The organism is Neptuniibacter sp. CAU 1671 (assembly GCF_029222905.1).
GTDB lineage: Bacteria > Pseudomonadota > Gammaproteobacteria > Pseudomonadales > Balneatricaceae > Neptuniibacter.
Genome location: NZ_JARHUE010000006.1, coordinates 94,439 through 118,789, shown reverse-complemented (window position 1 = coordinate 118,789; position 24,351 = coordinate 94,439). Strand labels below are relative to the sequence as shown.

Here is a 24,351-nt window from a genome sequence, read left to right as displayed (position 1 = left end):
TCGCTTGCCTGAAGTGCCGCAGCTTCTAAACTTATATTCAATACAGCTAATAAGACCTGTATAGAGCTGCGTAAAGCGTGAGGATAAAAATAATGAAAACCACCAGCATAAACAGCACTCTCTCAGATGACGGTCTGGGCAACCCGCAACGGCGTAAAGTGTTACTGGGCAGCGCAGGGGCATTTGCGGCCCTGAGTTTAGCCCCCTTCTCCCCGGTGATTCGCGCTGAAGATAAATTGGCACTTCCCGACTATGCCGCATGGAAAGAAGCCGATGCCGTCATTGTGCACAGTAAGAAAACCATTGAAACCAAACGGGACGCCATCGGAAGCGGCGGTATTACTTCTAGTGACAGACTTTACGTCCGAAACAACCTGCCGCAACCCGATGCAGCTGTGATGGACAATCCCGATGCCTGGCAGGTCAGCATTGCGGGAGTTAAAAATCCGACCACGCTCTCCGTTGCAGAGCTGAAAACGATCGGGGTTGAAACCGTGGTTGCAGTGCTGCAGTGTTCCGGTAATGGCCGTGCATTCTTCAAACACGGACCAGGTGGAACCCAATGGGGAACCGGCGCTGCTGGCTGTGTCGCCTGGACCGGTGTCCCTCTGCGTGATGTTGTTGAGAAACTGGGAGGTTACACCGAAGGCATGCAATATATCACCAGCACCGGTGGTGAAACCCTGCCTGATGGCATTGATCCGAAGACGGTGGTAGTGGAACGCTCAGTCCCGCTGCGCGCGCTGGACCATGCCATTCTCGCCTGGGAGATGAATGATGAATCCCTGCCGCTGGCACATGGCGGCCCCCTGCGTATCGTGATTCCCGGCTATTTTGGGGTAAATAATGTCAAATACGTCAAACAGATAGCCTTCACAGAACAACAAACCAGCGCCAAAATTCAGGCCTCTGGTTATCGACTCCGCGCAGTCGGGCAGAAAGGCGCGCCCGATCAGCCCTCCATGTGGGAGATGCCGGTAAAATCCTGGATCACCACACCAATAAACAGCAGCAAAGCTGGCGTCAATATGATTTACGGCGTGGCATTTGGCGGCACCGTGCCGCTTAAATCGATAGAGCTATCTTTTGATGGCGGTAAGAACTGGCAGCCAGGTCGGTTCCTCGGCGCCGACATGGGTCCCTATGCCTGGCGACCGTTTGTCTTTACAGCTGACCTCAAACCCGGCACCTATCAGATTGTCAGCCGCGCCACCGATATCAACGGCGCAACCCAGCCTGAAAACCGCACGGATAATGAACGCGGCTATGGCAACAACAGCTGGTCGGATCACGGCATTTCACTGCAGGTCACCTGAACCTGACAGAACGAATCAGGGCACCCTTGGGGTGCCCCTCTCTGAAAGCGCTAGATAGGTGGAGACATGCCATACATTCGCATACTGACAGCGGCAAGCATAATGCTGAGCAGCGTTATAAACGCAGACCCGCTGTATGAAACCGGCCGAGCGCTTTTTACTGAAGGCGCGGTACCCTCGTGCACGATCTGCCATACGCTAAAGGAAGCGGGTGCCAGTGGTGAGGTAGGACCCAACCTGAATGAATTGAAACCCAGCTTAGAGCAGGTGATCAATGTGGTCACAGGCGGTAGCGGGGTGATGCCCGCCTTTGATGAAACCCTCTCTGCTCAGGAGATCAAAGCCATCGCCCACTATGTCTCTACCGCCAGCCGACTCGAATAAATTCTGGGTGACTTAGCCGGTCGGCGTTACTTCTCCAACCGGGTCATTGGGCGGTAAGCAAGCCACAACAGAACACAGCCCAGCACCACCATAGGCAACGACAGCAGTTGCCCCTGCGTCACCCAATCCAGCGCCACAAAACCAAGCTGAATATCCGGCTCACGGAAAAACTCAACCAGAATCCGGAACATTCCATAGAGCAACAGAAACAAACCGGAGACTGCCCGGGTTGGACGAGGTTTGTTTGAGAACCACCAGAGGATCAGGAACAGAAGCACCCCTTCCAGCGCAAACTCATACAGCTGCGATGGATGCCGGGGGATACCATCGCCACTGCGGGGGAACACAATTGCCCAGGGCAGATCTGTTGTTCGCCCCCAGAGCTCACCCCCGATAAAATTACCTATGCGCCCTGCACCCAGACCAATTGGCACCAGCGGTGCAAGAAAGTCTGTCACCTGCATCCAGGTCTTACCCTGCTTACGGGCAAACAGATACATCACCACGATGACACCGATCAGACCGCCGTGGAATGACATGCCACCTTCCCAGATCGCAAATAACCAGAGCGGGTCCTGCAGGAACTGACCAAAATTGTAGAACAGCACATAACCCAGACGTCCGCCGAGAATCACCCCGATGGCGCCCCAGAAAATAAGATCCGAAACCTGCTCTTCGGTCCAGCCTGAATCGGTACGGCGTGCACGCTGTACGCCCAGCCACCAGGCTGAAGCAAAACCCAGCAAATACATAAGGCCATACCAATGGATCTGAAGTGGCCCCAGATTCACGGCCACCGGATCAATATTATGCACCCACACAGCTGTTCTCCCTTGTCATCACAGATTGGTGAGTAAAAAACGCAGGCCCACGACTACCAGAAACAGGGCAAATATCCGTTTCAGTAATACAGGTGGCAGGCTATGGGCCAGTTTCGCGCCCACTTTGGCAAATACAGAACTGGTCAGAACAATGCCCACAAATGCAGGCAGGTAAATATAACCCGCGCTCCACTCGGGCATCTCAGGTGCATGCCATCCCACCCAGATATTGGTTAATGCTGCCGTGATTGCAATCGGCAAACCACAAGCCGCGGAGGTCGCTACCGCCTGCTGCATTACGACCCGCTTCCAGGACAGATAAGGCACTGTCAGGGTACCACCACCGATGCCAAAAATACTCGAGGCCCAGCCAATCACCACACCAGCACCCGACAGACCGGGTTTGGAGACTGCGGTTTCACCTGCATCAGGCTTCAGGTTCAAGGCCATCTGCACCGCGACCACCAACGCAAAACAACCCAGCGCAATCTGCAGCCATGCACCGGGCAACTGAACAGCCGTATTCACACCCAGCACAGCGCCAAACAGGATGCCAAATGCTAAGGGCCAGAAAATATCCCAGCGCACCGCCCGTTTTTTGTTGTGAGCCAGTGTCGAACTGATCGAGGTAATCACGATAGTGGCGAGGGAGGTCGCCACAGCAGCATGCGTCAGCACCTCTGCAGACATACCCTGCGCCTGAAAACTAAAGATCAGTACCGGCACGATCAGCAAACCGCCACCAATGCCGAACAGGCCTGCAACCGTGCCTGCCAGAGCACCCAACACAAGGTAAGTAATAAGCGTCAGTAACATTAAAAAGCCTGTATCAGTGACATCGAAAAATTTAATCGGACCCGTATGAGCGTGCTATCTTAGCGAAAATACAGCGTTTTTACTTCCATCATGTGTCTGATCGTCTTTGCCTACCGCGCTCACCCTGATTTCCCGTTGATTGTACTGGCCAACCGGGACGAGTTTTATGACAGGCCCACTCAGGCCCTGGCACCCTGGTCTGACTATCCGGGCCTCTATGCCGGGCGCGATCTATTGGCTGGCGGCACCTGGCTTGGCATCCATCAACAAGGCCGCTTTGCCGCGATCACCAATTACCGTGAAGGAAAAACCGCCTCTGTAGAAGGGTATTCGAGAGGGACTTTGACCCATGCCTTTCTGACCGGCACAGCGGATGCCCGCACCTATTTAACGGAGTTGAATAGAACCGCAGCTCTATATCCCGGTTTTAACCTGATCCTGGGTGATGCCAGCGGACTGTTTTATTACTCCAACAGGACACCGGGCATCCGAAAACTTACCCCGGGCATCTACGGGCTGAGCAACGCCCTGCTGGATACCCCCTGGCCTAAGCTCACCAGAGCGCGGCAGGCCCTGACCGCACAACTTGAACAGGCAGTCTCCATTGAAGCACTGCGCAGGCCGATGCTGGATACAACCCAACCACCTCCTGAGGCTCTACCCGATACCGGGGTCGGAGCAGCGCTTGAACAACTGCTCTCTTCGGCATTTATAGCATCGGAAACCTATGGCACACGGGCCACATCAGTACTGTTGCAGGCAAAAACAGGTGAAACCTCGCTGTATGAATTTTCATATCCGGAAAAGGATGGGGACCAGCCGGTTCAGGTATCGATGGTTTTACCGGTGTTTGGGACTGAGGAACAGAGTGATCAACCGGGAATAAAGGGCAGGTAACGCTGAGAGACACCCAGCTCAGCCATACGCCGCGCAATCAACTGCTGAATCACTTCGGCATCATCCATCGACATGACTTCTTTGAGCAACGCCTGGGCATCGGTCAGATTGATCTTACGAATTGCGGCCTTTACCTTGGGCAGATTGGTGGCGTTCATCGACAGGCTATCGTATCCCATCGCCATCAACAGTAACGCGCCACCCGGCTCGCCAGCCAGCTCGCCACAGATCGAAACCGGAACACCCTCTTTATGCGCTTCGCGCACCACAAATCGCAGTGCCTGAAGCACGGCGGGGTGATAACCATTGTACAGATCAGAAACCCTTGGATTGTTTCGATCCACCGCCAGCAGATACTGCGCCAGGTCATTGGAACCGACTGAGATAAAGTCCACCAGCCGGGCAATCTGGCGCACCTGATACACGGCCGCCGGGACTTCAACCATCACCCCAACTTCCGGCCGTTCGATATTGCAGCCCTCTTCCTGCAGCTCCAGCACCGCGCGGCCAATTTGACGACTGGCTTCCTGAATCTCATGCATACTGGTCACCATCGGCAGCATGATACGCAGGTTATCCAGACCTTCATTAGCCCGCAGCATCGCCCTGACCTGGACCATAAAGATTTCGGGATGATCCAGCGTTACACGGATACCGCGCCAGCCGAGGAACGGGTTATCTTCCTCAATTGGGAAATAGGACAGCGCCTTGTCACCACCAATATCCAGCGTACGCATGGTGACCGGCCGGGGACTGAACGCTTTTAACTGGCTGTGATAGGTCTGCCGTTGCTCCTGCTCACTGGGGAAGAACTCACGGGTCATAAACGGGATTTCAGTTCGGTACAAACCAATCCCCTCGGCACCACGTTCCAGAGAACGGCTGAGATCGGCCAGCAAACCCGTGTTCACCCAGAGCGGTACGTGATGGCCATCGAGGGTTTTTGCAGGCAGATTTTTCAGGGTTTGCAGCTCGGCGGCCTGTTCCCGCTCATCCCGCAGAATATCTTCATAGGCTTTGCGCAGTTCCGGCCCCGGCTGAACATAAACACGACCGGAATAACCATCCAGCACCAGTTCACGACCGTCCATTTTGGTATAGGGCAGATCAACCACACCCATAATGGTGGGGATACCCAGGGAGCGCGCCAGAATGGCGGCATGGGAGTTACTGGAGCCATGCACAGACACCAGGCCCACCAGTTTATCGCTGGGCACTTCCCCCAGCATGGCTGGCGTCAGTTCGTCCGCCACCAGAATGGTCGTATCCGTGAACTCCGTGGGACGGGTATTGGCTTCCTGCAGATAAGCGAGTACCCGGCGGCCCAGATCACGTATATCCGTGGCACGCTCACGCAGGTACGCATCATCCATCATGGAAAATTTTCGGACATGCTCAAGAACCACTTCACGCAAGGCACCCTGCGCCCAGAGCCCCTTGCGAATCCGCTCAACCACCTCGCCCGCCAGCGCGTTGTCTTCCAGCATGCGCAGATAAACATCAAACAACGCCTGCTCCTGAGAGCGCAAGCGCTTCGCCAGACTTAGGCTGACTTCCCGCACATCATTACGGACCTGCTCCAGGGCGGCATAAAAACTTTCGATTTCACGATCAATATCGCCGGCAGGTTTATCCGGCACAGAGTTCAGATCCGCCGGGGGCGCAATCACTACCCCCTGACCTATCGCGACTCCGGATGAACCCGCTACACCTTCGAAATGCAGTTCGATCTGGGGTTTTTCCGGCCCGCCAATAGAACCCAGGGAACCGGTCGCCTCGGCATGGGCAATCGCGCCTGCTAACTGAGCCGACAGGGTGACCAGAAACGCTTCTTCGCTCTCATCGAAGCGACGCTGTTCCTTCTGTTGCACAACAAGCACACCGAGTACATCACGGTGGTGAATGATCGGCACACCTAAAAAGGAGCTGAAACGTTCTTCACCAGTGGATTCAAGGTATTTAAAGGCGGGGTGTTCATCGGCTTTTTCCAGGTTGATCGGTTCAGCGCGTTGCACCACCAAACCAACCAGACCCTCGCCCGCCGAGAGACGGACACTGCCAATCGCTTCCTTATTCAGGCCCTCGGATGCCATCAACACGTAGCTGTGGTCCTCAGCATCAAACAGGTAGACCGAGCAAACCTGAGTTTGCATAGCCTGCCGTATGCTTTGCACCAGCATGTCGACTACTGATTTCAGATCGGGAGCAAGACTTACCTCCTGCACGATCTTTCTCAGCACTTCCAGCATCCGTTTCGCCCTGATTTAGAGGTTATAAAAGCGTGTCAGTTTAGGAGAAAGCTCCTTCATAGCTTTACGATAGACCTCCCGCTTGAATGAGACCACCTGTCCAAGGGGATACCAGTAACTTACCCATCGCCAGCCATCAAACTCCGGCGACTCACTGTTGTTGATAGACACCGCACTGTCTGCGCTTAGCATACGCAGCAGATACCATTTTTGTTTCTGGCCGACACACACGGGCTGTGTATGACGCCGGATCATGCGTTTGGGCAGGCGATAACGTAACCAACCGCGGGTTACGGCTACAATTTCCACATCCTCTGGAGACAGCCCTACCTCCTCGCGCAGCTCTCTGAACATCGCCTCTTCCGGCGTTTCATGCTCATTAATCCCGCCTTGCGGGAACTGCCACGCGTCTTGTCCTATCCGTCTTGCCCAAAGTACCTGACCCAGTGAGTTTGCCAGAATGATACCGACATTCGGTCTGAACCCGTCTGAATCAATCACCTTTGATTTCCTAACACCTGTTTTAAAACCTATTGTTCCACATTTCATTATTTTTCAGCAAATTAACTTTACAGTCTTATTGCGACCTGAAAACCCGCGGCCTTCAGGTCGATTGCAATCACCGGACAAGCACCCTATGCTTGCCGCGATTAACCACTTTCATAGGCAGGAATTCGGTTTGGCACTGGCAATTTTTGATCTGGATAACACACTGCTTGGCGGCGACAGCGATCACGCCTGGGGGGAGTTTTTGTGTGAAAAAGGCATCGTAGATACCGATGAGTATCGCCGCGCCAATGATCACTTCTATCAGTGTTATAAAGAGGGGACCCTGGATATTCAGGAGTTTCTTGCGTTTGCCCTGCGACCGCTGGCCATGCTGGAACTGGATCAGTTAAATAATCTGCATCAGCAATTTATGCAGGAAAAGGTCCAGCCGATGATGCTGAACAAGGCAGCAGAACTCCTGCAGACACACCGGCAACGGGGTGATTTCCTGCTGATTATCACTGCCACCAACCGTTTTGTAACGGGACCTATTGCTGCAGCGCTGGGGGTGGATGATCTGATTGCCACAGAACCGGAGCAGACCGCAAACGGTTACACCGGCCGGGTCAGTGGCACGCCATGCTTTCAGGACGGTAAGGTCACCCGTCTGAATCAATGGTTAGGCGAGAACCAGCACTCACTGGAAGGCAGCGCTTTCTACAGCGACTCTATTAATGACCTGCCACTGCTCGAACAGGTGAGTCATCCGGTCGCGGTAGATCCCGACGACAAACTCAGAGCAACTGCAGAAGCCCGTGGCTGGCCCATCATCAGCCTGCGTTGAAGATCAGGCCACCACTTTGCAGTGTTTGAGTGACTGATTCAGCTCACGCATGACCATACTGCGGGTGATCAATCCGATCATCCGCCCATCCTCCACCACCGCATACACCTTCGGTCGATTCAGACCCATCTCCTGCGCCAGATCCACAATGCTTTTATTGGGCGATACCGTGACCGGAGGAGAATGCATGATGTCCTTGACCTGAATACGACTGTCGCAGTGATAGCTTCCCGTGATGAGAAACGGCAGACAGTCATGCTCTGATAAAAAACCAACCACCTGATGCGCCTGATTAACCACCGGCAATCCGATAACACCTGCATTCAGAATATGATCCACCGCCTCAACCAGCATCATTTCGGGCTGCAGCGGATGACTGACGGGATACATAGCATCCTTGACTTGCAACATAACAAACCCCTTGCTTAAGCAACTCAATTACAGTGTGGCAAAGGTGCTCAGAAGTGCCAGCGGGTGCAGCCATTGCAGGGCAAAATATCCTCAGGGACAGGGATTGGAATAAAGTTGATGAATCTGTTCTATCTGCGCAACAAGGTCAGCCGACAGGCTCACCTGCTCAGCCGCAATGTTCTCTCTAAGCTGGTCCATACGAGTAGCACCAATGATGTTACTGCCCAGAAAAGGACGACTGTTCACAAATGCCAGTGCCAGCGTTGCCGGAGACAGACCCGCCTCTCTGGCCAGATCCACATAGGCCTCAACCGCCTGCTGGCCCTGCACCGTCTGATAACGTGTATATTCCGGATAGAGCGTCAGGCGAGCGCCTTCTGGCTTCGCGCCCTGCAGATACTTCCCGGACAGAGTGCCAAATGCCAGTGGCGAATAGGCCAGCAGATCCACTGATTCACGTTGCATCACCTCAGCCAGGCCCACTTCGGCAGATCGATTAAGCAGACTATAAGGATTTTGCACGGAAACCACGCGGGGCAAGCCCAGCTGATCGGCATATTTGAGAAAGGTCATACAGCCCCAGGCTGTTTCATTGGAAAGGCCGATGTACCGGACCAACCCTTCCTGCACCAGTTCCTGCAAAACCTGCAGGGTTTCAAGAATTGGCGTGCCGTCCAGCTGAGGCTGATGCTGGTAACCCAGGCGACCAAAATAATTGGTTGCCCGATCGGGCCAGTGCAGCTGATAGAGGTCGATATAATCGGTTTGCAGTCGTTGCAGGCTGCCTTCAATCGCCGCCCGAATGTTGCGACGATCCAGTCGCATATCCGGCCTGAGAAAACTCACCATCTCACCGGGACCGGCTACCTTGGTGGCGATAATCACCTGGTCACGGTTTTGCCGGGCCTGCATCCAGCGACCGATAATCGTTTCGGTCATGCCCTGATAATCCGCTTTTACCGGAATCGGATACATCTCTGCGGCATCCAGGAAGTTAACACCCTGCGCCCAGGCATAATCGAGTTGTTCAAAGGCTTCAGCCTGTGTGTTCTGGTTACCAAAGGTCATGGTTCCCAGACACACACGACTGACGGTCAGGTCAGTCTGACCCAGCGTATTCATTTGCATCCGTTGTCCCCTGTGCTGTGCAGCCCGGGACAGTAGAGGATCGGCTTAAAAAGCCGGCAACACCCGGGCAAAATAGGCTTTCAAATAATCCGTTTCCGGAATGGCAGGATGAATCGGGTGGTCTGCGCCCTGATGGCCCTGATCAAAGATCTGTACCATGCGGTCCAGTTCACGGGCATTAGAACGAATGATATCCACCAGACGTTCACGCTGCAGGTGCATAGAGCAGGAGGCTGAAATCAGGATGCCATCCTTCTCCAGCAGACGAATAGCAAAATTATTCATCCGCGCATACGCACGTTCGCCATTGCGAATATCTTTACGCTTCTGGATAAACGCCGGTGGATCCAATACCACCACATCAAATTTACGTTTCTGTTCAATCAGCTCTTTGCAGGCATCAAACGCATCACCGTGCATGGCATCAAACCGTGCACTGGCATCATTCAGCTTGGCATTTTCCAGTGCCACATCCAGCGCCACATGCGAAGCATCGACACAGGTCACCTGCTCGGCTCCCGCCGCCAAGGCCTGTACACCCCAGCCACCGACGTAGCTGAACAAATCCAGTACCCGCTTGCCCTTTACCAGTGACTGCATCCGGGCCCGATTGTTCCGGTGATCGTAGAACCAGCCGGTTTTCTGACCATGTTCAAGTGGCGCCAGCAGCGAAACACCATTTTCAATCAGCGGACAGAGTGCTGGCAGCTCGCCCTGAACCACTTCGATGTAGGTTTCCAGCCCTTCCAGATCGCGCATTTTGCCGTCGTTTCTCAGCAGAATTGCCTCTGGTTTAAAGACCTTGTTCAGCGCATCAATGATCTCGGGAATCACCCGTTCCATCCCGGCGGTAGAGACCTGCACCACAAACACATTGTAGAAGCGGTCAATCACCAACCCGGACAGCCCGTCACTGTCTCCAAACACCAGTCGGTAGCAGTCGTCCTTAAAGTTCTGCTGTCTGAGCGACAGTGCAATGTTCAGCCGGTGCACCAGCAAGGAACGGTCAAGACCATGCTTGAGGTCACGGCTGATCAACCGCGCACAGATCAGGGTATTCGGGTTCACATAGGCGATACCCAGGGGTTTGCCCTTATCGGTTTCAACCACCACCTGCTCACCTGGCTCAAACGATTTCAGAGGCGTGGCACGGGTATCCACTTCGTTGCTGTAGATCCACACATGACCGCCACGCAGGCGACGGTCAGCACCACTATTTAACTTTAAGGTTTGCAGAGACATGATAATCCAGGATCAGAGACGGCTGTCCCGGCGCTGGGCCGGGACAGTATTAATTCAGTTTTTAACTGTGAATGAAATCAGGAATCCGCTTCACAGTGTTCCGCATAACCCTCAGCATCCAGCAGCTCAGCCAGCTCATCAGGTTCGGTGACTTTCAGTTTGAAGAACCAGCCGTCGCCGTAAGGATCGGAGTTCACCAGTTCAGGCGATTCTTCCAGATCTTCGTTCACAGCGATCACTTCACCAGAGATAGGCGCATAAATATCGGACGCAGCCTTTACTGACTCAACCACACCGGCTTCTTCACCTGCGGGGACTTCAGCACCCACTTCAGGCAGTTCTACAAACACCACATCGCCCAGCAGATCCTGAGCATGATCGGTAATGCCAACAGTGACCGTACCATCGCCTTCGATGCGTACCCACTCATGACTGGCAACATATTTCAATTCAGATGGAATATTGCTCATGTTTTTATCCTACCGTTGCAGCTCAGTTCCAGTTACTGGAACACTTTTTCACCGTTACGTACAAATGCCGGTTTCGCCAGCACCCGCACCGGAATCCGTTTACCCCGTACCTCGACTTCAGCTGCGTCTGCAGTTGCAGCAGGCACCCGCGCCATGGCGATGGAGTGGCCCAGGGTTGGAGAGAAAGTACCACTGGTAATCTCACCCTCGCCTACACCTTCAATAATCACTTTCTGATGACCACGCAGAACACCGCGGCCTTCCAGCACCAGACCCACCAGCTTTTCAGCGGGACCTGCGGCTTTCTGAGTTTCCAGCGCCTGGCGACCGATAAAATCACGGTTTTCAGGTTCCCAGGCAATGGTCCAGCCCATGTTGGCCGCCAGCGGTGATACAGTTTCATCCATATCAGAACCGTACAGGTTCATACCCGCTTCCAGTCGCAGGGTATCACGTGCACCCAGACCACAGGGCTGAATACCGGCGTCCGCCAGCGCCTGCCAGAAGGCTTCAGCTTCATCATCCGGCAGCATAATTTCAAGACCATCTTCACCGGTGTAACCGGTGCGGGCAACAAACCAGCCCTGTACTTCCTGACCCTGAAATACCGAGAGCTGTGCAGCTACTTTGGCGCGTGACTCAGAGAGTACAGCTGAGGCCAGTTGGATAGCCTGCGGGCCCTGAATCGCAATCATCGCCAGGTCCGGTTGTTCGGTCAGAGCCACGTCATCAAATTTCGCAGTCTGCTCAGCCATCCAGCGCAGATCTTTTTCTCGGGTCGCGCAGTTAACCACCACCCGGAACCACTCACCGGATACGCCTGGCTCAGTCATCAGATACACAATCAGGTCATCGATGACGCCGCCATTTTCATTCAGCATACCGCTGTATAGCGCTTTACCCTTGGTTTTAAGACGGGATACATCGTTTGCCAGCAGATAACGCAGATAAGCCTTTGCGTCGGTGCCGGTAACGTCAACCACCGTCATGTGAGAGACATCAAACATGCCGGCATGCTGGCGAACCTTGTGATGCTCTTCAACCTGTGAACCGTAGTGAATAGGCATATCCCAGCCACCAAAATCCACCAGTTTGGCACCCATTTCCTGATGTTTTGCGTACAGTGCGGTTTTGCTACCCATACTTTTTAACTCTGCAGACGACGATCAAATTGCTCCGGGCATACAGTAAAAAACAGCCCGATTTGCAAAAAAGGGATGACAATTTATAGGGATTCTCGTCTTAGTTCAATCTTTGATCGCAGCCACGCGGGTCTTGTTGGAGTTTTTTTCTCTACCAAAAAAGCCATAAAAATCATAACTGCATGAAAAAATTAAACTTTTATCGGCCTTTTTGCCAGTTCCGGCAATGAGCCACTCAAACCCATTGCCTGTAATACCAGGTGATTTTTAACCACAGGCATCCGCTGAAACAGGCGCATACCTGTATTTCTGACCAATCCCAGCCAGCCATTTTGATAGCCAAAAAGCTGTCTGAACGTCTCCATGGCCGCGGTCATTTTCAGATTTTCTGTTTGCCGGGCCCGCTGAAAACGTCGCAGCACCGCTTCAGCGCCGATATCTTCGCCGCGCTGATGCGCCTGCTGAATCACTTCAGACAGTTGCGCTGCATCCAGCAAACCCAGATTCACCCCCTGACCGGCCAGCGGATGAATGGTATGTGCGGCATCACCGATCACCGCAAAACCCGGTTTCACGTAATACTGAGCATGCCGCTGGCGTAACGGAAAAACAAACCGCTCAGCGGTACCGGTAATCGCGCCCAGCCGATGTTCGAATGCCTGACCTAAAGCGGCACAGAACGCTTCATCGTCCAGTGCCATCAGATGCTTGGCATGATCAGGCGACGTAGACCAGACGATGGAGCAGTGCTGTTGATCGGCACCATCATTCAGCGGCAGAAAGGCCAATGGCCCATCCTCGGTAAATCGCTGCCAGGCAGTAGCCTGGTGCGGTTGTTCTGTCTGCACCGTTGTCACCACAGCATGATGACCATAATCCCATTCACACATTGGGATACCGGCGAGTTTGCGAATTGCGGAGTGCGCCCCATCGGCCGCAATCACCAGACGTGCGTTGATCTGCCGACCATCTTCAAGCTCCAGCAGTCGGCCCTGTGCGAGTTGTTGCATGCCGCGCACCCGGACGCCCGAGTGCAGCTCAATGCCACTCTGTTCAACAGCACGGCACAAACCGGCAACGGTGACCCGGTTTTCGACGATATGCCCCAGACAGGGTTCATGCAGCGCATAGGCGGAAAACGTAATCTCTCCGGTACCGAGGCCATCCCAAACATCCATTTCGGTATAGGGACTGATTCTCAGGTTTTCGATGGTCGACCACGCGCCCAGTCGGGTGAGTATTTGCTGTGAGGCGCAAGTCAGCGCGCTGACGCGGGGATCAAATCCGCTCGCCGGCTCGCGCTCTACAGCCTCCACGACTGCAGCCAGATCTAACGGATGCTGTTCCAGAACCACAACATCCAGTCCTGCCTGTTCCAGGGCCAGCGCAGCGGTCAGGCCGACCATACCCGCACCAACAACAACGACATCGTGTACTTCAGGGGTGGTCATCACTGTACCCTCACTTCAGACGTGGCGCGGGTGAGTCCAGCCCCATGGCACTGCGGGCAAAGACTGTTTTGGCAGGCGGACAGATATCCAGTAGCTGCAGGCCAATACTGCGGCCCAGCGACAGCAGTGGCTGCTGATTGGAAAACAACTTCATCGTCTGGTCACTGAAACCAATAGTGCGTTTCTGGTCAGACAGCTGCTGATCGAAAAATGCCTGCAGTTCTGTCAGCTCACCCCAGTGCCGTCCAGCATCGCGGGCCTGAATCAGTCGTTCTGCCAATGCAGCAACGCCCCTCAAAGCCAGGTTATAACCCTGTCCGGCAATTGGATGCAGCGCATGAGCCGCATTACCCAGCACCACGAAACCCCGGCGAACCTGCTCCTGAGCCACCACCAGACGCAGGGGATAGTGAGCCCGTTCTCCGGCTTTAATAAAGCGGCCTGCCCGATAACCAAAGCGCTCCTGAACCTGCTGCAAAAAACACGCTTCATCCAGCGCCAGAACATCTTCAAGTTGCTCGGACGGCAGGGTCCAGACCAGCGCCACCCGCTGCGCACCGTCAAGCGGAGTCAGCGGCAGCAGCGCCATGGGACCCGAGTCAGTAAAACGTTCGTAGGCAACCGCGCCGTGGGTACGGTCTAGCGTCAGGTTGGCAATCAGAGCACATTGTTCATAGTCCTGTGCCTGATACTGGATACCGAGACGCTCGCGCAGAGCAGATCGCCCACCATCCGCCATCACCACCAGCGAGGTTTGCAGTACCCGGGACTGATCACCTTCTTTAAGATGCACGCTGTTAACGTCCGACCCAAAATCGATATCGGTCACTTCTGCCGGACACAAAAAATCGATATGGTCACCTGCATTCTGCTGCAGATGGTCCATCAGCACCGCGCCCAACCAGTGGTTTTCCACCACATAACCAAGCGCTGGCAGCTGTTGTTCAGCCGCATGCAGACGGCTGGCACCAAACTGACCCCGATCAGACACATGAATATGTTCAATCGGCGCAAGGTGTTGTGCCAGTGCAGACCAGACACCAATCGCCTCATAGATGGAGCGGCTGCCATAAGCCAAAGCCGTGGCACGGGCATCGTAACTGGGCTGATACTTCAGACTGCCGGGGGCAGGCAGTGGATGGGTTTCAACCACAGCCAGCCGCAGGTTAAGCCGTTCAGCCGCGGGCAGCAGAGCGCAGGCCAGACTTGCGCCCACCATGCCACCGCCTATGATGATCAGGTCATACTGCTGTTTCATCGGTTCGCCATTAACGCTTCGATCTCATCAATCTGTTTCGGCACAGCCGAGGTGAGTACCTCACAGCCATTAGCCGTAATCAGCACATCATCTTCAATGCGGATGCCAATGCCCCGCCAGCGCGGTTCTACATTGGTGTTATCTGCGGCCACATAAAGACCCGGCTCAACTGTCATGACCATGCCAGGTTCCAGCGGACGCCACTCGCCCTCAACCTTGTAGTCACCTACGTCATGTACATCCATGCCCAGCCAGTGACCGACACGGTGCATGTAAAAATCACGGTAAGCGCCCTGTTCAATCAGATCAGCGACCTCGCCCTGCAACAGCCCCAATTCGACCAACCCTTCGGTCAGCACCTGAACCGATGCTTCATGTACAGCATTCCACAACACGCCGGGGCGGATCATCTCAATACAGTGCAATTGCGCTTTAAGTACCAGATTGTAAAGCGCCGCCTGTTCCGTGCTGAAGGTGCCACTGACCGGGAAAGTCCGGGTGATATCACCCGCGTAATAATCCAGTTCACACCCGGCATCGATCAAAACAAGATCACCGTCCAGCAGGGGGGCACTGTTTTCGATATAGTGCAACACGCAGGCATTTGCGCCACCGCCAACAATCGAGCTGTACGCCGGTTGCCGACAGCCGTTCTGCATAAAGCAATGCAGAATCTCCGCCTCCAGCTGATATTCGTACATACCGGGACGACAACTTTGCATCGCCCGCACATGCCCCCAGGCTGAAATCTCACCGGCACGGCGCATCAGTTCCTGCTCTTCCGGGGTTTTGAACAGCCGCATCTCATGCAGCAGATGATCGAGCATCACCAGCTCTGTCGGTGCGACAGCCCCCTGCCGCGCCTGCCCCCGGATCAGGTTGAGCCAGTGCCGGATCTGCTGATCCAGCTGTTCATCCTGCCCAATGGCGTAATAAATGCGCTCAATACCATTCAGCATGGCGGGGAGCCGATCGTCAATTTCGTCAACGGGATGACCTTCAGCCATGCCGTAGTCGCTCACTACCCCCTGCGGACCGGCACGATAGCCATTCCAGATCTCCATCAGCGGATCACGATCCCGGCAAAACAGCACGGTTTCGCCTGTTTCACGACCCGGCAACAGCAACAATACCGCTTCAGGTTCATCAAAGCCGGTCAGGTAATAAAAATCGCTGTCCTGACGGAAAGGATATTCAACATCGCTGTTGCGCTTCTGCATCTGTGCAGCAGGGATGATTGCCAGGCTGTTGGCCGTCATTTTTTGCATCAGGCGCTGGCGACGCTCAGCAAATACGGTTTGGCTCAGTTTCATTTAGTGCAACCTGTTATTACCGGGCTGAGCATCAGCCAGCGCCTGCGCCTGCTTGAGCAATGCCTGATTACACTCAGTAAACAGCATCAGTACCACCATCCGGACATATTCCTCTACTTCCATCAGGTCTGATTCATCTTCCTCAGTACCTTCCAGATCCAGAGAGATATTGGCGATATTCGCCAGGTCATCCAGTGTCTCTTTCGCTTCAGCCGAAAGGGTGGCATCGGTGTGTTTACCATACAGCCCGAATCCACTTAAGAACCCCTGACACCAGCGACCAAGCATTTCTGCCCGCTGCACAATATCTTCATCGTCCTGCGGCAACAGCAGGGTAAATTCGAGCTCAATGCCCTCCAGTTGCGCACAACTCGCCAGGTACAGGTGCTGAATAACAGCAGCACTGTCCTGATCCACCAGCATGGTGATATCCAGCAGCTCACAGACCAGTTTTTTTAACTGATCCGGCTGCATCCGCGCGCCGGCAGCGATATGCCCCGTCAGATGACCATGCAGCTCAGACGGAGAAACATCCATCGCGGACTCTGCCACCATCATATTGGCTACCCGATCAAACCCCGGCAGCTGTTGAATCACATTTTCCATTCTTGTCCATCTTTGGTTACGGACTGAACCCGCCATTCGGGATCAAAGTGCCCTAATCCTAGCATGACCACCGTAGCCATGCAGCGCATTGACCCGGCTCAATGCGCTGATTATAGTCATTCAGAATCCCATACCCCACAGGAGCCAGCAGGCCCAATGACCGAACATTATTTCAATGCACTGGAATACAAGATCGACCGGTTACTGGAGCATTGCGCTCGTCTGGAACAGGAAAACAAACAGCTTCGTGAACGGGAACAGCACCTGAAAGAGGAACGCGCCCAACTGATTCAGTTAAACGAGCAAACGCAGAGTAAAATCACCGCCATGATTCAGCGGCTCAAAAATCTGGAGCAAAACGCATGACACCCTCAGGTTCTCAGGCTGTGACCATTAAACTGCTGGGCAAGGAATACAGCATCAATTGCCCCGCCGATGCTGAAGCCGAACTGCTGACTTCAGCGGTTTTACTGAATGAAAAGATGCAGGAGATCCGCAAAACCGGGAAGGTGCTTGGTCTGGAGCGCATCGCGATTATGGCGGCCCTTAATCTGGCACATGAGTTACTGCAGTCAAAACAGAACGTAAATTCCGACATTGAGACACGCCTTAAAGTCATGGGCCAGAAAGTCGACAAAGCACTGCAGCATCTGGATCAAAATTAAATATTTAGTTTCTAAAACAAACATTTACTCTGCCAGTAACAGAAATATCCTTTTTTTCAAGACCTGACACGGCAAACGTATAGGGTATAATAGAGTCAGCCCTGGGGTGTTCGACCGTTGGTTAAGTCCCTCGAGCCGATAATCACACCCATGGTGGTGATCCGTGGATTCACGTGAGCATGTCCGACCTTCGGAAAGCCTTATGACTCTCGATCACTGCCTCCTTGAACCTTCGGGTTCAGGGCCATGACTGACACCGGCATCCCGGGGACCTTATCTGAATGGACCGCACATCCCTTCGCAAACAGATGCGTCAGCGCCGTCAATCGCTAAGCGATGCAGCGCAACGTAAAGCGGCAACAGGACTCCTCCATCAACTGCGCGCCCGACCCGAATTTATCCGCGCCAGGCACATCGCATTTTATCTGCCCAATGATGGTGAAATTGATCCGCAGCCTTTGATCCGTATGTGCTGGCGGCTAGGCAAAACACCCTATCTGCCGGTGTTGCATCCGGTTTTGCACAATCGACTCTGGTTTATCGCGTACCGCAGAAATACGCTACTCAGACGCAACAGTTATGGCATTAAAGAGCCGAAACTGATTCCCAATCGGTTACGCCCTGCCTGGGCACTGGATCTGGTGATGTTACCCCTGGTTGCTTTTGACCCTGAAGGGAATCGCATGGGGATGGGAGGCGGTTACTATGACCGGACTTTCGCGTTCAAGCAGCAACGCAAAGGCCTGGCTGGGCCAACCCTTATCGGCTTAGCCCATGAACTGCAAAAAGTGGAAAGACTACCTGTGGAGAGCTGGGATATCCCGCTCAATCTGATCGTCACTGATCAAAGCAGCTATCCGAAGACAGACGGTTGATCAGCTGTTATTAAATACTTGCTGGATCAGCGAAGTGAACTGGAAGTCGGCGTGCGATACTCCGGTCATCACTGACCCGACAACAAAAACAATCACCAGCACTAAAACCAGATCAGGACTCTTTTTCATAATTATGCCTTAACGTCCACACCCTTTAGCAAACATCCGTTTAACATTGCTGCGGGCTAGTGTTCCATATTTCATTTTTTTTGCAAGACACTTTTTAACCAAACGTCTACTTTATCGGCAATTTAGGTAAAAAAATTAAGAAAACTGTGTAAAAAAGCGGTTTTATCGCCTGATTTAACACAGTTTTTCCTAAATTTTGATTGCTATGAAAGAGAAATCAGAGCAACGGCCATAAAAGCGTGAGCATCAACGGCATCGTCACCATGGCCAGCAAAGTCTGGCCAGTAATCGTACCGGCCATCAGCGCAGCATCGCCCCCCATCTGCCGGGACAGAATGTAGGCCGAACTGGCCGTCGGCAAGGCAGCAAACAATAACAGCACCTGGGCGCTCAGGGTCGGCAACTGAAGCAGATGGGAGAGCAGAACCGCAAACAGCGGAAACAGGACAAGTTTGATCACAGACGCCAGCAACACTGGCTGCCAGCTACGCATCAGAAAGCGGAAACTGAGACCCGCACCCACCGCCAGCAAACCCATCGGCAGTGCCAGTTGCCCCAGCAAACCGGTAATCGACTGGATTGAGGCATGCAGCCCCAGCCCGGTCAGGTTAAGTGACAGGCCCAGCAATGAACCCACAATCAGTGGATTGGTCAGCAGGGCCTTAATGACACTCCAGACATTGGCATGCCCGCCAACACAGAACACAAAAACCAGTACACAAAAGACATTCAGCAGCGGGATCATAAACGCGGCAATCACTGCCGCCTGTGCCAGTCCCGCATCACCGAACAAAACCGCCGCTGCGGCCAGCCCCACGTAGGTATTAAAACGGACAGATCCCTGATAGACCGACGTAAAAGCAGGCGCATTTGTTACCCAGATGCGGCAAACAAAAGCAGTCACACTGCCCAGCAAAATCAACGCCAGCACCGCCAGACCTGTCTGCATCAGACTGATCTGGCCGATGGGCGCCTCACTGAGTTTATCCACCAGCATCACCGGGAACAGCACAAAATAGGTGCCACGCTCCGCATATGACCAAAAGCCGGGTCCAGGAAATTCATGGCGCTGCGCCCAATAACCCAGCAACAAAAGCACAAAGACCGGCCAAAGAGCACTGATAATTTCATTCATAGTGGTATATTGGGCCAACAAAGATAATTAAGACGGAGCACGCTGTAATGATGACATCTCTGGTACTTACCGTCATCGGTCCAGATAAACCCGGTCTGGTCGAAATGCTGGCCAAAACGATTACCGCCCACAACGGCAACTGGCTTGAGTCTGGCATGTCCCGTCTGGCCGGAAAATTTGCCGGTATCTTGGTGGCACAGGTACCCGAAGCCGACGCAGACACGCTGATCAATGCCCTGACCGCACTGCAGGGACAGGGCCTGAAGGTGATGGCTGAACGGGCCACCGATCAGACAGATTCTGTGGCCACTGAAAATGTGATTCTTGAGCTGGTCGGCCACGACAAGCCGGGCATTGTGCGTGATATCTCCCGCGCTCTGGCCAGCCGAAATATCAACGTTGAACGCCTCAACACTGAACTGGTATCAGGCTCGATGTCCGCCGAACTGCTGTTTAAAGCCCGGGCCGAACTGCACGTACCTGCAGACACCGATCTGGATGATCTGCAAGAAGCGCTTGAAGCCATTGCCAGCGATCTGATGGTAGATATCACCCTCAATTAAGCGTAAGCGACTCAGTCAGACAGGTAATATTCTACCGTAGAGACCACCCGCACTTTTTTGATGTGCGGGTTGTTTCGATCCCGATCAATAATGCTGAACTGTCCCTGCGATGCCCGGCGAATTTTGCCCAGTTGACTGTCGGAATCTGCGGCAAATTTATTCGCCACTTCCCGCGCATTGCGGGTTGCTTCCTCCACCATCTGCGGTTTGATCGCATTCAGCTCAGTAAAAAGATATTCCGGCCGTCCCTGATAGCCTTCACCACTGAACGCGATCCCCTCTTTACCCAGCACCGATAACTGACTCATCACCTGACGGACCTTTGCCACCTCAGTGGAATACACTGTGACAGTTTGCAACGCTGTATAGCGGAATTCAGCCCGCTGACCAGTGCCATATTGCTGCGCCGATTTATCAGTGATCGCAGGGGCTGCACCTGAGATAGCCTGCTCCTCTATACCCTGTTGCTGCAGAAAGGATTTCACCTTGGCTGTATTTGCCTCTATTCGGGTATAGAGTGCCGTCAGATCATTGTCTGCTACTGCAAACTGGATCGGCCAGATCACCAGATCCGCCTGCACTTCTTTTTCTGCCAAACCTTTAACCGTCACAGTTCGTTCCATCGCTTTGAAACGCAGTGCCCCATCAGCCAGCAGATAACCCAGCAAGGTCAGTCCCAGAAAAACACCCAGACCAAGGATTCCTGCCTGCACCGTTTTACACTCTTTCATCGCTCTTCCCTGTTTTGCTATGCATGTTAATGGCCTCCAGTTTAGCCTCTGATGCTGAACCCGGCATGAAATAGTGTTTTGAATGCCCAACAAAAAAGCCGCCGGGAATCACCCGGCGGCTTTCTTACAAACCAGTAAAAACTTAGCCGCGTTGAGCCAGTTTTTCACGGCCACGCAGCACCGCCTTGCGCACCTGATTAGGCGCAGTGCCGCCAATGTGATCACGGGCTGCAACCGAACCTTCCAGCGTCAACACTTCAAATACATCATCAGCAATCACATCGGAGAACTGTTGCAGTTCAGCCAGGCTCATCTCACCCAGATCCTTGCCGGTCTGAATACCATAGGCCACTGACTTACCGACAATCTCATGCGCATCGCGGAACGCCACACCGGCACGGACCAGATAATCTGCCAGATCGGTTGCAGTGGAGAAACCACGCAGCGCCGCTTCACGCATGGAGTCACGTTTCGCTTCCAGCGCTGGCACCATATCGGCAAACGCACGCAGGCAGCCTTTCACGGTATCAATCGCATCGAACAGCGGCTCTTTATCTTCCTGATTATCCTTGTTGTACGCCAGCGGCTGAGATTTCATCAGCGTCAGCAGGCTCATCAGATGACCATACACCCGACCGCTTTTACCCCGCACCAGCTCAGGCACATCCGGATTTTTCTTCTGCGGCATGATGGATGAACCGGTACAGAAACGGTCCGGCAGGTTGATAAAGTTAAACTGGGCCGAGGTCCACAGAATCAGCTCTTCAGACATGCGCGTCATATGCATCAGCAAAATGCTGGAGGCGGCACAGAATTCAATCGCAAAATCGCGGTCCGACACGGCATCCAGTGAGTTTTCTGCCGGCGCTGAAAAGTTCAGCAGTTCACAGGTGTAATCACGCTCGATGGGATAGGTCGTACCGGCCAGTGCTGCAGCACCCAGCGGCATGATATTGGCGCGCTCGCGGCAATCCTCAAACCGGCCAAAGTCGCGGCTTAGCATCTCAAACCAGGCCATCAGATGATGACCAAAGGTCACTGGCTGAGCGGTTTGCAGATGAGTGAAGCCCGGCATAATGGTGTCGGCTTCAGCCTCTGCCAGATCCAGCAGACCCTGCTGCAAACGAGTGATTTCAGCCAGAATAAGATCGATTTCATCACGCAGATAAAGACGGATATCGGTGGCGACCTGATCGTTACGGGAGCGGCCGGTATGCAGTTTTTTACCGGTGATACCGATCTTCTTCGTCAGGGCGGCTTCAATGTTCATGTGCACATCTTCCAGTGCCACGGACCACTCAAATTCACCACGCTCAATTTCGATACGGATTTCACCCAGACCGCGGATAATGTCATCACGCTCCTGATCGGTCAGTACACCCACTTTGGCCAGCATTTTGGCATGAGCAATGGAGCCCCGGATATCCTGCAGATACATGCGCTGATCAAACTCCACCGAAGCGGTGAAACGCGCCACAAAGGCATCGGTTGGCTCACTGAAACGTCCACCCCATTGCTGGTTGGTCTTGTCACTCATTGGGTTAACCTCTGTTTACCGGTCTAAAAACCAGATCTGAATCAAAATCTGGCGCGGATTATATCATGTCGTCTTCCTGCGCCGCCAAGGAAGCTCTGATACAATTGCCGCAATCCTCAGCAAAGCTGTAAAAATTCGCGTTACAGGACAGATCAGACATGAACAGAACCCTTCGCATTGCGACCCGTCAAAGCCCTCTCGCCCTCTGGCAAGCTGAATTTGTTAAGGCCGAACTGGAAAGGTTTCATCCGGGTCTGCAGGTCGAACTGCTGGGCATGACCTCCCGCGGCGATAAGTTGCTGGACGCACCACTGGCCAAAGTCGGCGGAAAAGGACTGTTTGTCAAAGAACTCGAAGAAGCGATGCTGGCCGGCGAAGCTGACATTGCCGTGCATTCGATGAAAGATGTACCGATGGAGTTTCCAGCCGGTCTGGGGCTTGCGGTGATCTGTGAACGCGAGCGTCCCACCGATGCTTTTGTGTCCAACCAGTACAACAGCATCGACGAGCTGCCTGCCGGCAGTGTGGTCGGCACCTCATCGCTGCGTCGTGAAGCACAGTTGCGTGAGCGTCGTCCTGATCTGGAAATCAAATGGCTGCGCGGTAATGTGAACACCCGCCTGCGCAAACTGGATGAAGGCGAATATGACGCGATCATCCTCGCCACCGCGGGACTGCTGCGACTTGAGATGCAGGATCGCATCCGCTGCGAAATCACACCTGAAGAAAGCCTGCCTGCCGGCGGCCAGGGTGCCGTTGGCATCGAATGCCGCATGGATGACACCGAACTACTGGACCTGCTGAAACCGCTGCATCATACGGACACCGCCTACCGTGTCACCGCAGAGCGCGCCATGAACCGACGGCTTGAGGGCGGCTGCCAGGTGCCTATCGCCTGTTATGCCACCCTGAATGATGATTACAGTGAACTCTACCTGCGCGGACTCGTTGCCCGCCCGGATGGCACACTGATCCTGCGTGATGAAATCACCGGGCACCCAAATCAGGCCGAGCAGATGGGAATTGAGCTTGCTGAGCGTCTGCTGGATGCCGGTGCCAAAGCGATTCTGGATGCCGTCTACAACAGTGACAACGCCTAACCCCCTGCAAGGCAAGCGGGTGCTTGTGACCCGCCCCATTCATCAGGCACGCGCGCTTATCGAGCAATTGCAGGCGCGCGGGGCAACGCCTGTTGCCCTGCCGCTGATGAGCATAACGCCGCTCAGTGAAACCAATCCCGTCTTTTGTGCAGCCCGCCAACTGATCATGGATCTGGATCTGTTCCAGCACGTGATTTTTATCAGTGCCAATGCGGCGCAACAGGCGGGCGAGCTGATCGATCAATACTGGCCCCAGCTGCCAATTCGTGTTCAGTGGCTGGCCATCGGCCAACAAACGGCCGCCGTGCTTGCTGAGTACGGTATTGACGCCTACCACAGCCCTGATGGATTTGATTCTGAAGCCTTGCTGGCCTCTCCGGCACTGCAAAATGTGGCCGGCGATAAAATCCTGATCTGCCGTGGCCTGGGGGGCAGGGAAAAACTGGCTCAGGAACTGAGTGCACGCGGCGCCATGGTCAGTTATGCTGAACTTTATGAACGCGGGTGTCCCGACTACAGTTCAGAAACACTGCACAACACACTCTATGAAACGTTGCCGGACATCCTGATGCTGACCAGCTCGGAAGCCCTGAAAAATCTGCTGCAACTAACGGACGACAAACACCGTCAGGCCATGTTGCAGGTTCCTCTGCTGGTGCCCAGCCAGAGAACAGCACAGGAGGCTGTTCTGGCCGGATTCACAACGGTAATAACAACTGCCGGCGCTGATGATCTGAGCATGATCGAAGCCGCGCAGCAGACAATGTCGGAAGTCTAAA

The 24,351-nt window shown here is 54.0% G+C and carries 27 protein-coding genes and 1 other RNA gene; 11 read left to right on the top strand and 17 right to left on the bottom strand.

Annotation, left to right across the window (positions count from 1 at the left end):
* Positions 1-92: 92 nt before the first annotated feature.
* Both P2G53_RS11480 and P2G53_RS11475 read left to right on the top strand, forming a co-directional pair.
* The gene (locus P2G53_RS11480) at positions 93-1,316 is read left to right on the top strand and encodes a sulfite oxidase (RefSeq protein ID WP_275817348.1); all 1,224 of its coding nucleotides are present in this window, start codon (positions 93-95) and stop codon (positions 1,314-1,316) included.
* A gap of 66 nt (positions 1,317-1,382) precedes the next feature.
* The gene (locus P2G53_RS11475; RefSeq protein ID WP_275817346.1) at positions 1,383-1,700 is read left to right on the top strand and encodes a cytochrome c; all 318 of its coding nucleotides are present in this window, start codon (positions 1,383-1,385) and stop codon (positions 1,698-1,700) included.
* A gap of 26 nt (positions 1,701-1,726) precedes the next feature.
* On the opposite strand, the gene lgt is transcribed toward P2G53_RS11475, so the two are convergent.
* On the bottom strand, positions 1,727-2,521 hold the full coding sequence (lgt, locus tag P2G53_RS11470) for a prolipoprotein diacylglyceryl transferase (RefSeq protein ID WP_275817344.1): 795 nt from the start codon (positions 2,519-2,521) through the stop codon (positions 1,727-1,729).
* Positions 2,522-2,539: 18 nt separating this feature from the next.
* Positions 2,540-3,337 carry a sulfite exporter TauE/SafE family protein gene (locus P2G53_RS11465; protein ID WP_275817342.1) on the bottom strand — a complete coding sequence of 266 codons (798 nt, stop codon included), beginning with the start codon at positions 3,335-3,337 and terminating at the stop codon, positions 2,540-2,542.
* Between the two features lie 90 nt (positions 3,338-3,427).
* On the opposite strand from P2G53_RS11465, the gene P2G53_RS11460 reads away from it, so the two are divergent.
* A complete protein-coding gene (locus P2G53_RS11460) occupies positions 3,428-4,234 on the top strand; it encodes an NRDE family protein (protein ID WP_275817340.1) in 807 nt (268 codons plus the stop codon).
* On the opposite strand, the gene ptsP is transcribed toward P2G53_RS11460, so the two are convergent.
* Both ptsP and rppH read right to left on the bottom strand, forming a co-directional pair.
* The gene (ptsP, locus tag P2G53_RS11455; protein ID WP_275817338.1) at positions 4,210-6,483 is read right to left on the bottom strand and encodes a phosphoenolpyruvate--protein phosphotransferase; all 2,274 of its coding nucleotides are present in this window, start codon (positions 6,481-6,483) and stop codon (positions 4,210-4,212) included. The two genes, P2G53_RS11460 and ptsP, sit on opposite strands and share 25 nt — an antisense overlap.
* A 15-nt stretch (positions 6,484-6,498) precedes the next feature.
* Positions 6,499-6,984: an RNA pyrophosphohydrolase gene (gene rppH / locus P2G53_RS11450; RefSeq protein WP_275817336.1), complete on the bottom strand. Its 486-nt coding sequence runs from the start codon at positions 6,982-6,984 to the stop codon at positions 6,499-6,501.
* Positions 6,985-7,162: 178 nt separating this feature from the next.
* Between rppH and P2G53_RS11445 the strand changes: the two genes are divergently transcribed.
* Complete coding sequence (locus P2G53_RS11445; protein ID WP_275817334.1) at positions 7,163-7,816, top strand: HAD family hydrolase; 654 nt, start codon at positions 7,163-7,165, stop codon at positions 7,814-7,816.
* Between the two features lie 3 nt (positions 7,817-7,819).
* Here P2G53_RS11445 and P2G53_RS11440 read toward each other — a convergent pair whose 3' ends face one another.
* The 9 genes from P2G53_RS11440 to P2G53_RS11400 form a co-directional block, all read right to left on the bottom strand.
* On the bottom strand, positions 7,820-8,227 hold the full coding sequence (locus P2G53_RS11440) for a CBS domain-containing protein (protein WP_275817332.1): 408 nt from the start codon (positions 8,225-8,227) through the stop codon (positions 7,820-7,822).
* 90 nt (positions 8,228-8,317) lie between these two features.
* Positions 8,318-9,355, bottom strand: a complete 1,038-nt coding sequence (locus P2G53_RS11435) for an NADP(H)-dependent aldo-keto reductase (protein WP_275817330.1) — start codon at positions 9,353-9,355, stop codon at positions 8,318-8,320.
* A 45-nt stretch (positions 9,356-9,400) separates the two neighbouring features.
* Positions 9,401-10,597: a class I SAM-dependent rRNA methyltransferase gene (locus tag P2G53_RS11430; RefSeq protein WP_275817328.1), complete on the bottom strand. Its 1,197-nt coding sequence runs from the start codon at positions 10,595-10,597 to the stop codon at positions 9,401-9,403.
* Positions 10,598-10,674: 77 nt separating this feature from the next.
* Positions 10,675-11,067, bottom strand: coding sequence for a glycine cleavage system protein GcvH (gcvH, locus tag P2G53_RS11425; RefSeq protein WP_275817326.1), 393 nt, complete (start codon positions 11,065-11,067; stop codon positions 10,675-10,677).
* A 32-nt stretch (positions 11,068-11,099) separates the two neighbouring features.
* Positions 11,100-12,209 (bottom strand): glycine cleavage system aminomethyltransferase GcvT, encoded by a 1,110-nt coding sequence (gcvT, locus tag P2G53_RS11420; RefSeq protein WP_275817324.1) that lies wholly within the window; start codon positions 12,207-12,209, stop codon positions 11,100-11,102.
* A gap of 191 nt (positions 12,210-12,400) precedes the next feature.
* Positions 12,401-13,660 (bottom strand): FAD-dependent oxidoreductase, encoded by a 1,260-nt coding sequence (locus tag P2G53_RS11415; RefSeq protein WP_275817322.1) that lies wholly within the window; start codon positions 13,658-13,660, stop codon positions 12,401-12,403.
* 10 nt (positions 13,661-13,670) lie between these two features.
* Entirely contained in the window at positions 13,671-14,918 is a 1,248-nt protein-coding gene (ubiH, locus tag P2G53_RS11410; RefSeq protein WP_275817320.1) for a 2-octaprenyl-6-methoxyphenyl hydroxylase, read from the bottom strand.
* Complete coding sequence (gene pepP / locus P2G53_RS11405; protein ID WP_275817318.1) at positions 14,915-16,231, bottom strand: Xaa-Pro aminopeptidase; 1,317 nt, start codon at positions 16,229-16,231, stop codon at positions 14,915-14,917. The genes ubiH and pepP overlap by 4 nt, the downstream gene beginning before the upstream one ends.
* The gene (locus P2G53_RS11400; protein ID WP_275817316.1) at positions 16,232-16,837 is read right to left on the bottom strand and encodes a UPF0149 family protein; all 606 of its coding nucleotides are present in this window, start codon (positions 16,835-16,837) and stop codon (positions 16,232-16,234) included. It lies immediately after the preceding gene.
* 156 nt (positions 16,838-16,993) lie between these two features.
* Between P2G53_RS11400 and P2G53_RS11395 the strand changes: the two genes are divergently transcribed.
* From P2G53_RS11395 to P2G53_RS11380, 4 genes are all read left to right on the top strand, one after another.
* A complete protein-coding gene (locus tag P2G53_RS11395; protein ID WP_275817314.1) occupies positions 16,994-17,203 on the top strand; it encodes a TIGR02449 family protein in 210 nt (69 codons plus the stop codon).
* Complete coding sequence (locus P2G53_RS11390) at positions 17,200-17,502, top strand: cell division protein ZapA (RefSeq protein WP_275817312.1); 303 nt, start codon at positions 17,200-17,202, stop codon at positions 17,500-17,502. The genes P2G53_RS11395 and P2G53_RS11390 overlap by 4 nt, the downstream gene beginning before the upstream one ends.
* Before the next feature lie 95 nt (positions 17,503-17,597).
* Positions 17,598-17,777: non-coding RNA, 6S RNA (gene ssrS / locus P2G53_RS11385), on the top strand.
* A gap of 6 nt (positions 17,778-17,783) precedes the next feature.
* Positions 17,784-18,377, top strand: coding sequence for a 5-formyltetrahydrofolate cyclo-ligase (locus P2G53_RS11380; protein WP_275817310.1), 594 nt, complete (start codon positions 17,784-17,786; stop codon positions 18,375-18,377).
* On the opposite strand, the gene P2G53_RS11375 is transcribed toward P2G53_RS11380, so the two are convergent.
* Together P2G53_RS11375 and P2G53_RS11370 are read right to left on the bottom strand one after the other, a co-directional pair.
* A complete protein-coding gene (locus P2G53_RS11375; RefSeq protein WP_275817308.1) occupies positions 18,378-18,506 on the bottom strand; it encodes a hypothetical protein in 129 nt (42 codons plus the stop codon).
* Positions 18,507-18,723: 217 nt separating this feature from the next.
* Complete coding sequence (locus P2G53_RS11370; protein ID WP_275817306.1) at positions 18,724-19,641, bottom strand: AEC family transporter; 918 nt, start codon at positions 19,639-19,641, stop codon at positions 18,724-18,726.
* 47 nt (positions 19,642-19,688) lie between these two features.
* Here P2G53_RS11370 and P2G53_RS11365 point away from each other — a divergent pair, with 47 nt between their 5' ends.
* Positions 19,689-20,204 carry an ACT domain-containing protein gene (locus P2G53_RS11365; RefSeq protein WP_275817304.1) on the top strand — a complete coding sequence of 172 codons (516 nt, stop codon included), beginning with the start codon at positions 19,689-19,691 and terminating at the stop codon, positions 20,202-20,204.
* A gap of 11 nt (positions 20,205-20,215) precedes the next feature.
* On the opposite strand, the gene P2G53_RS11360 is transcribed toward P2G53_RS11365, so the two are convergent.
* The gene (locus P2G53_RS11360; RefSeq protein WP_275817302.1) at positions 20,216-20,935 is read right to left on the bottom strand and encodes an SIMPL domain-containing protein; all 720 of its coding nucleotides are present in this window, start codon (positions 20,933-20,935) and stop codon (positions 20,216-20,218) included.
* A gap of 142 nt (positions 20,936-21,077) precedes the next feature.
* A complete protein-coding gene (gene argH / locus P2G53_RS11355) occupies positions 21,078-22,472 on the bottom strand; it encodes an argininosuccinate lyase (RefSeq protein ID WP_275817300.1) in 1,395 nt (464 codons plus the stop codon).
* Between the two features lie 158 nt (positions 22,473-22,630).
* Between argH and hemC the strand changes: the two genes are divergently transcribed.
* Positions 22,631-23,572 carry a hydroxymethylbilane synthase gene (gene hemC, locus P2G53_RS11350; RefSeq protein ID WP_275817298.1) on the top strand — a complete coding sequence of 314 codons (942 nt, stop codon included), beginning with the start codon at positions 22,631-22,633 and terminating at the stop codon, positions 23,570-23,572.
* Positions 23,544-24,350 (top strand): uroporphyrinogen-III synthase, encoded by an 807-nt coding sequence (locus P2G53_RS11345; RefSeq protein WP_275817296.1) that lies wholly within the window; start codon positions 23,544-23,546, stop codon positions 24,348-24,350. Before hemC ends, P2G53_RS11345 begins: the two co-directional genes overlap by 29 nt.
* Position 24,351 lies beyond the last annotated feature (1 nt).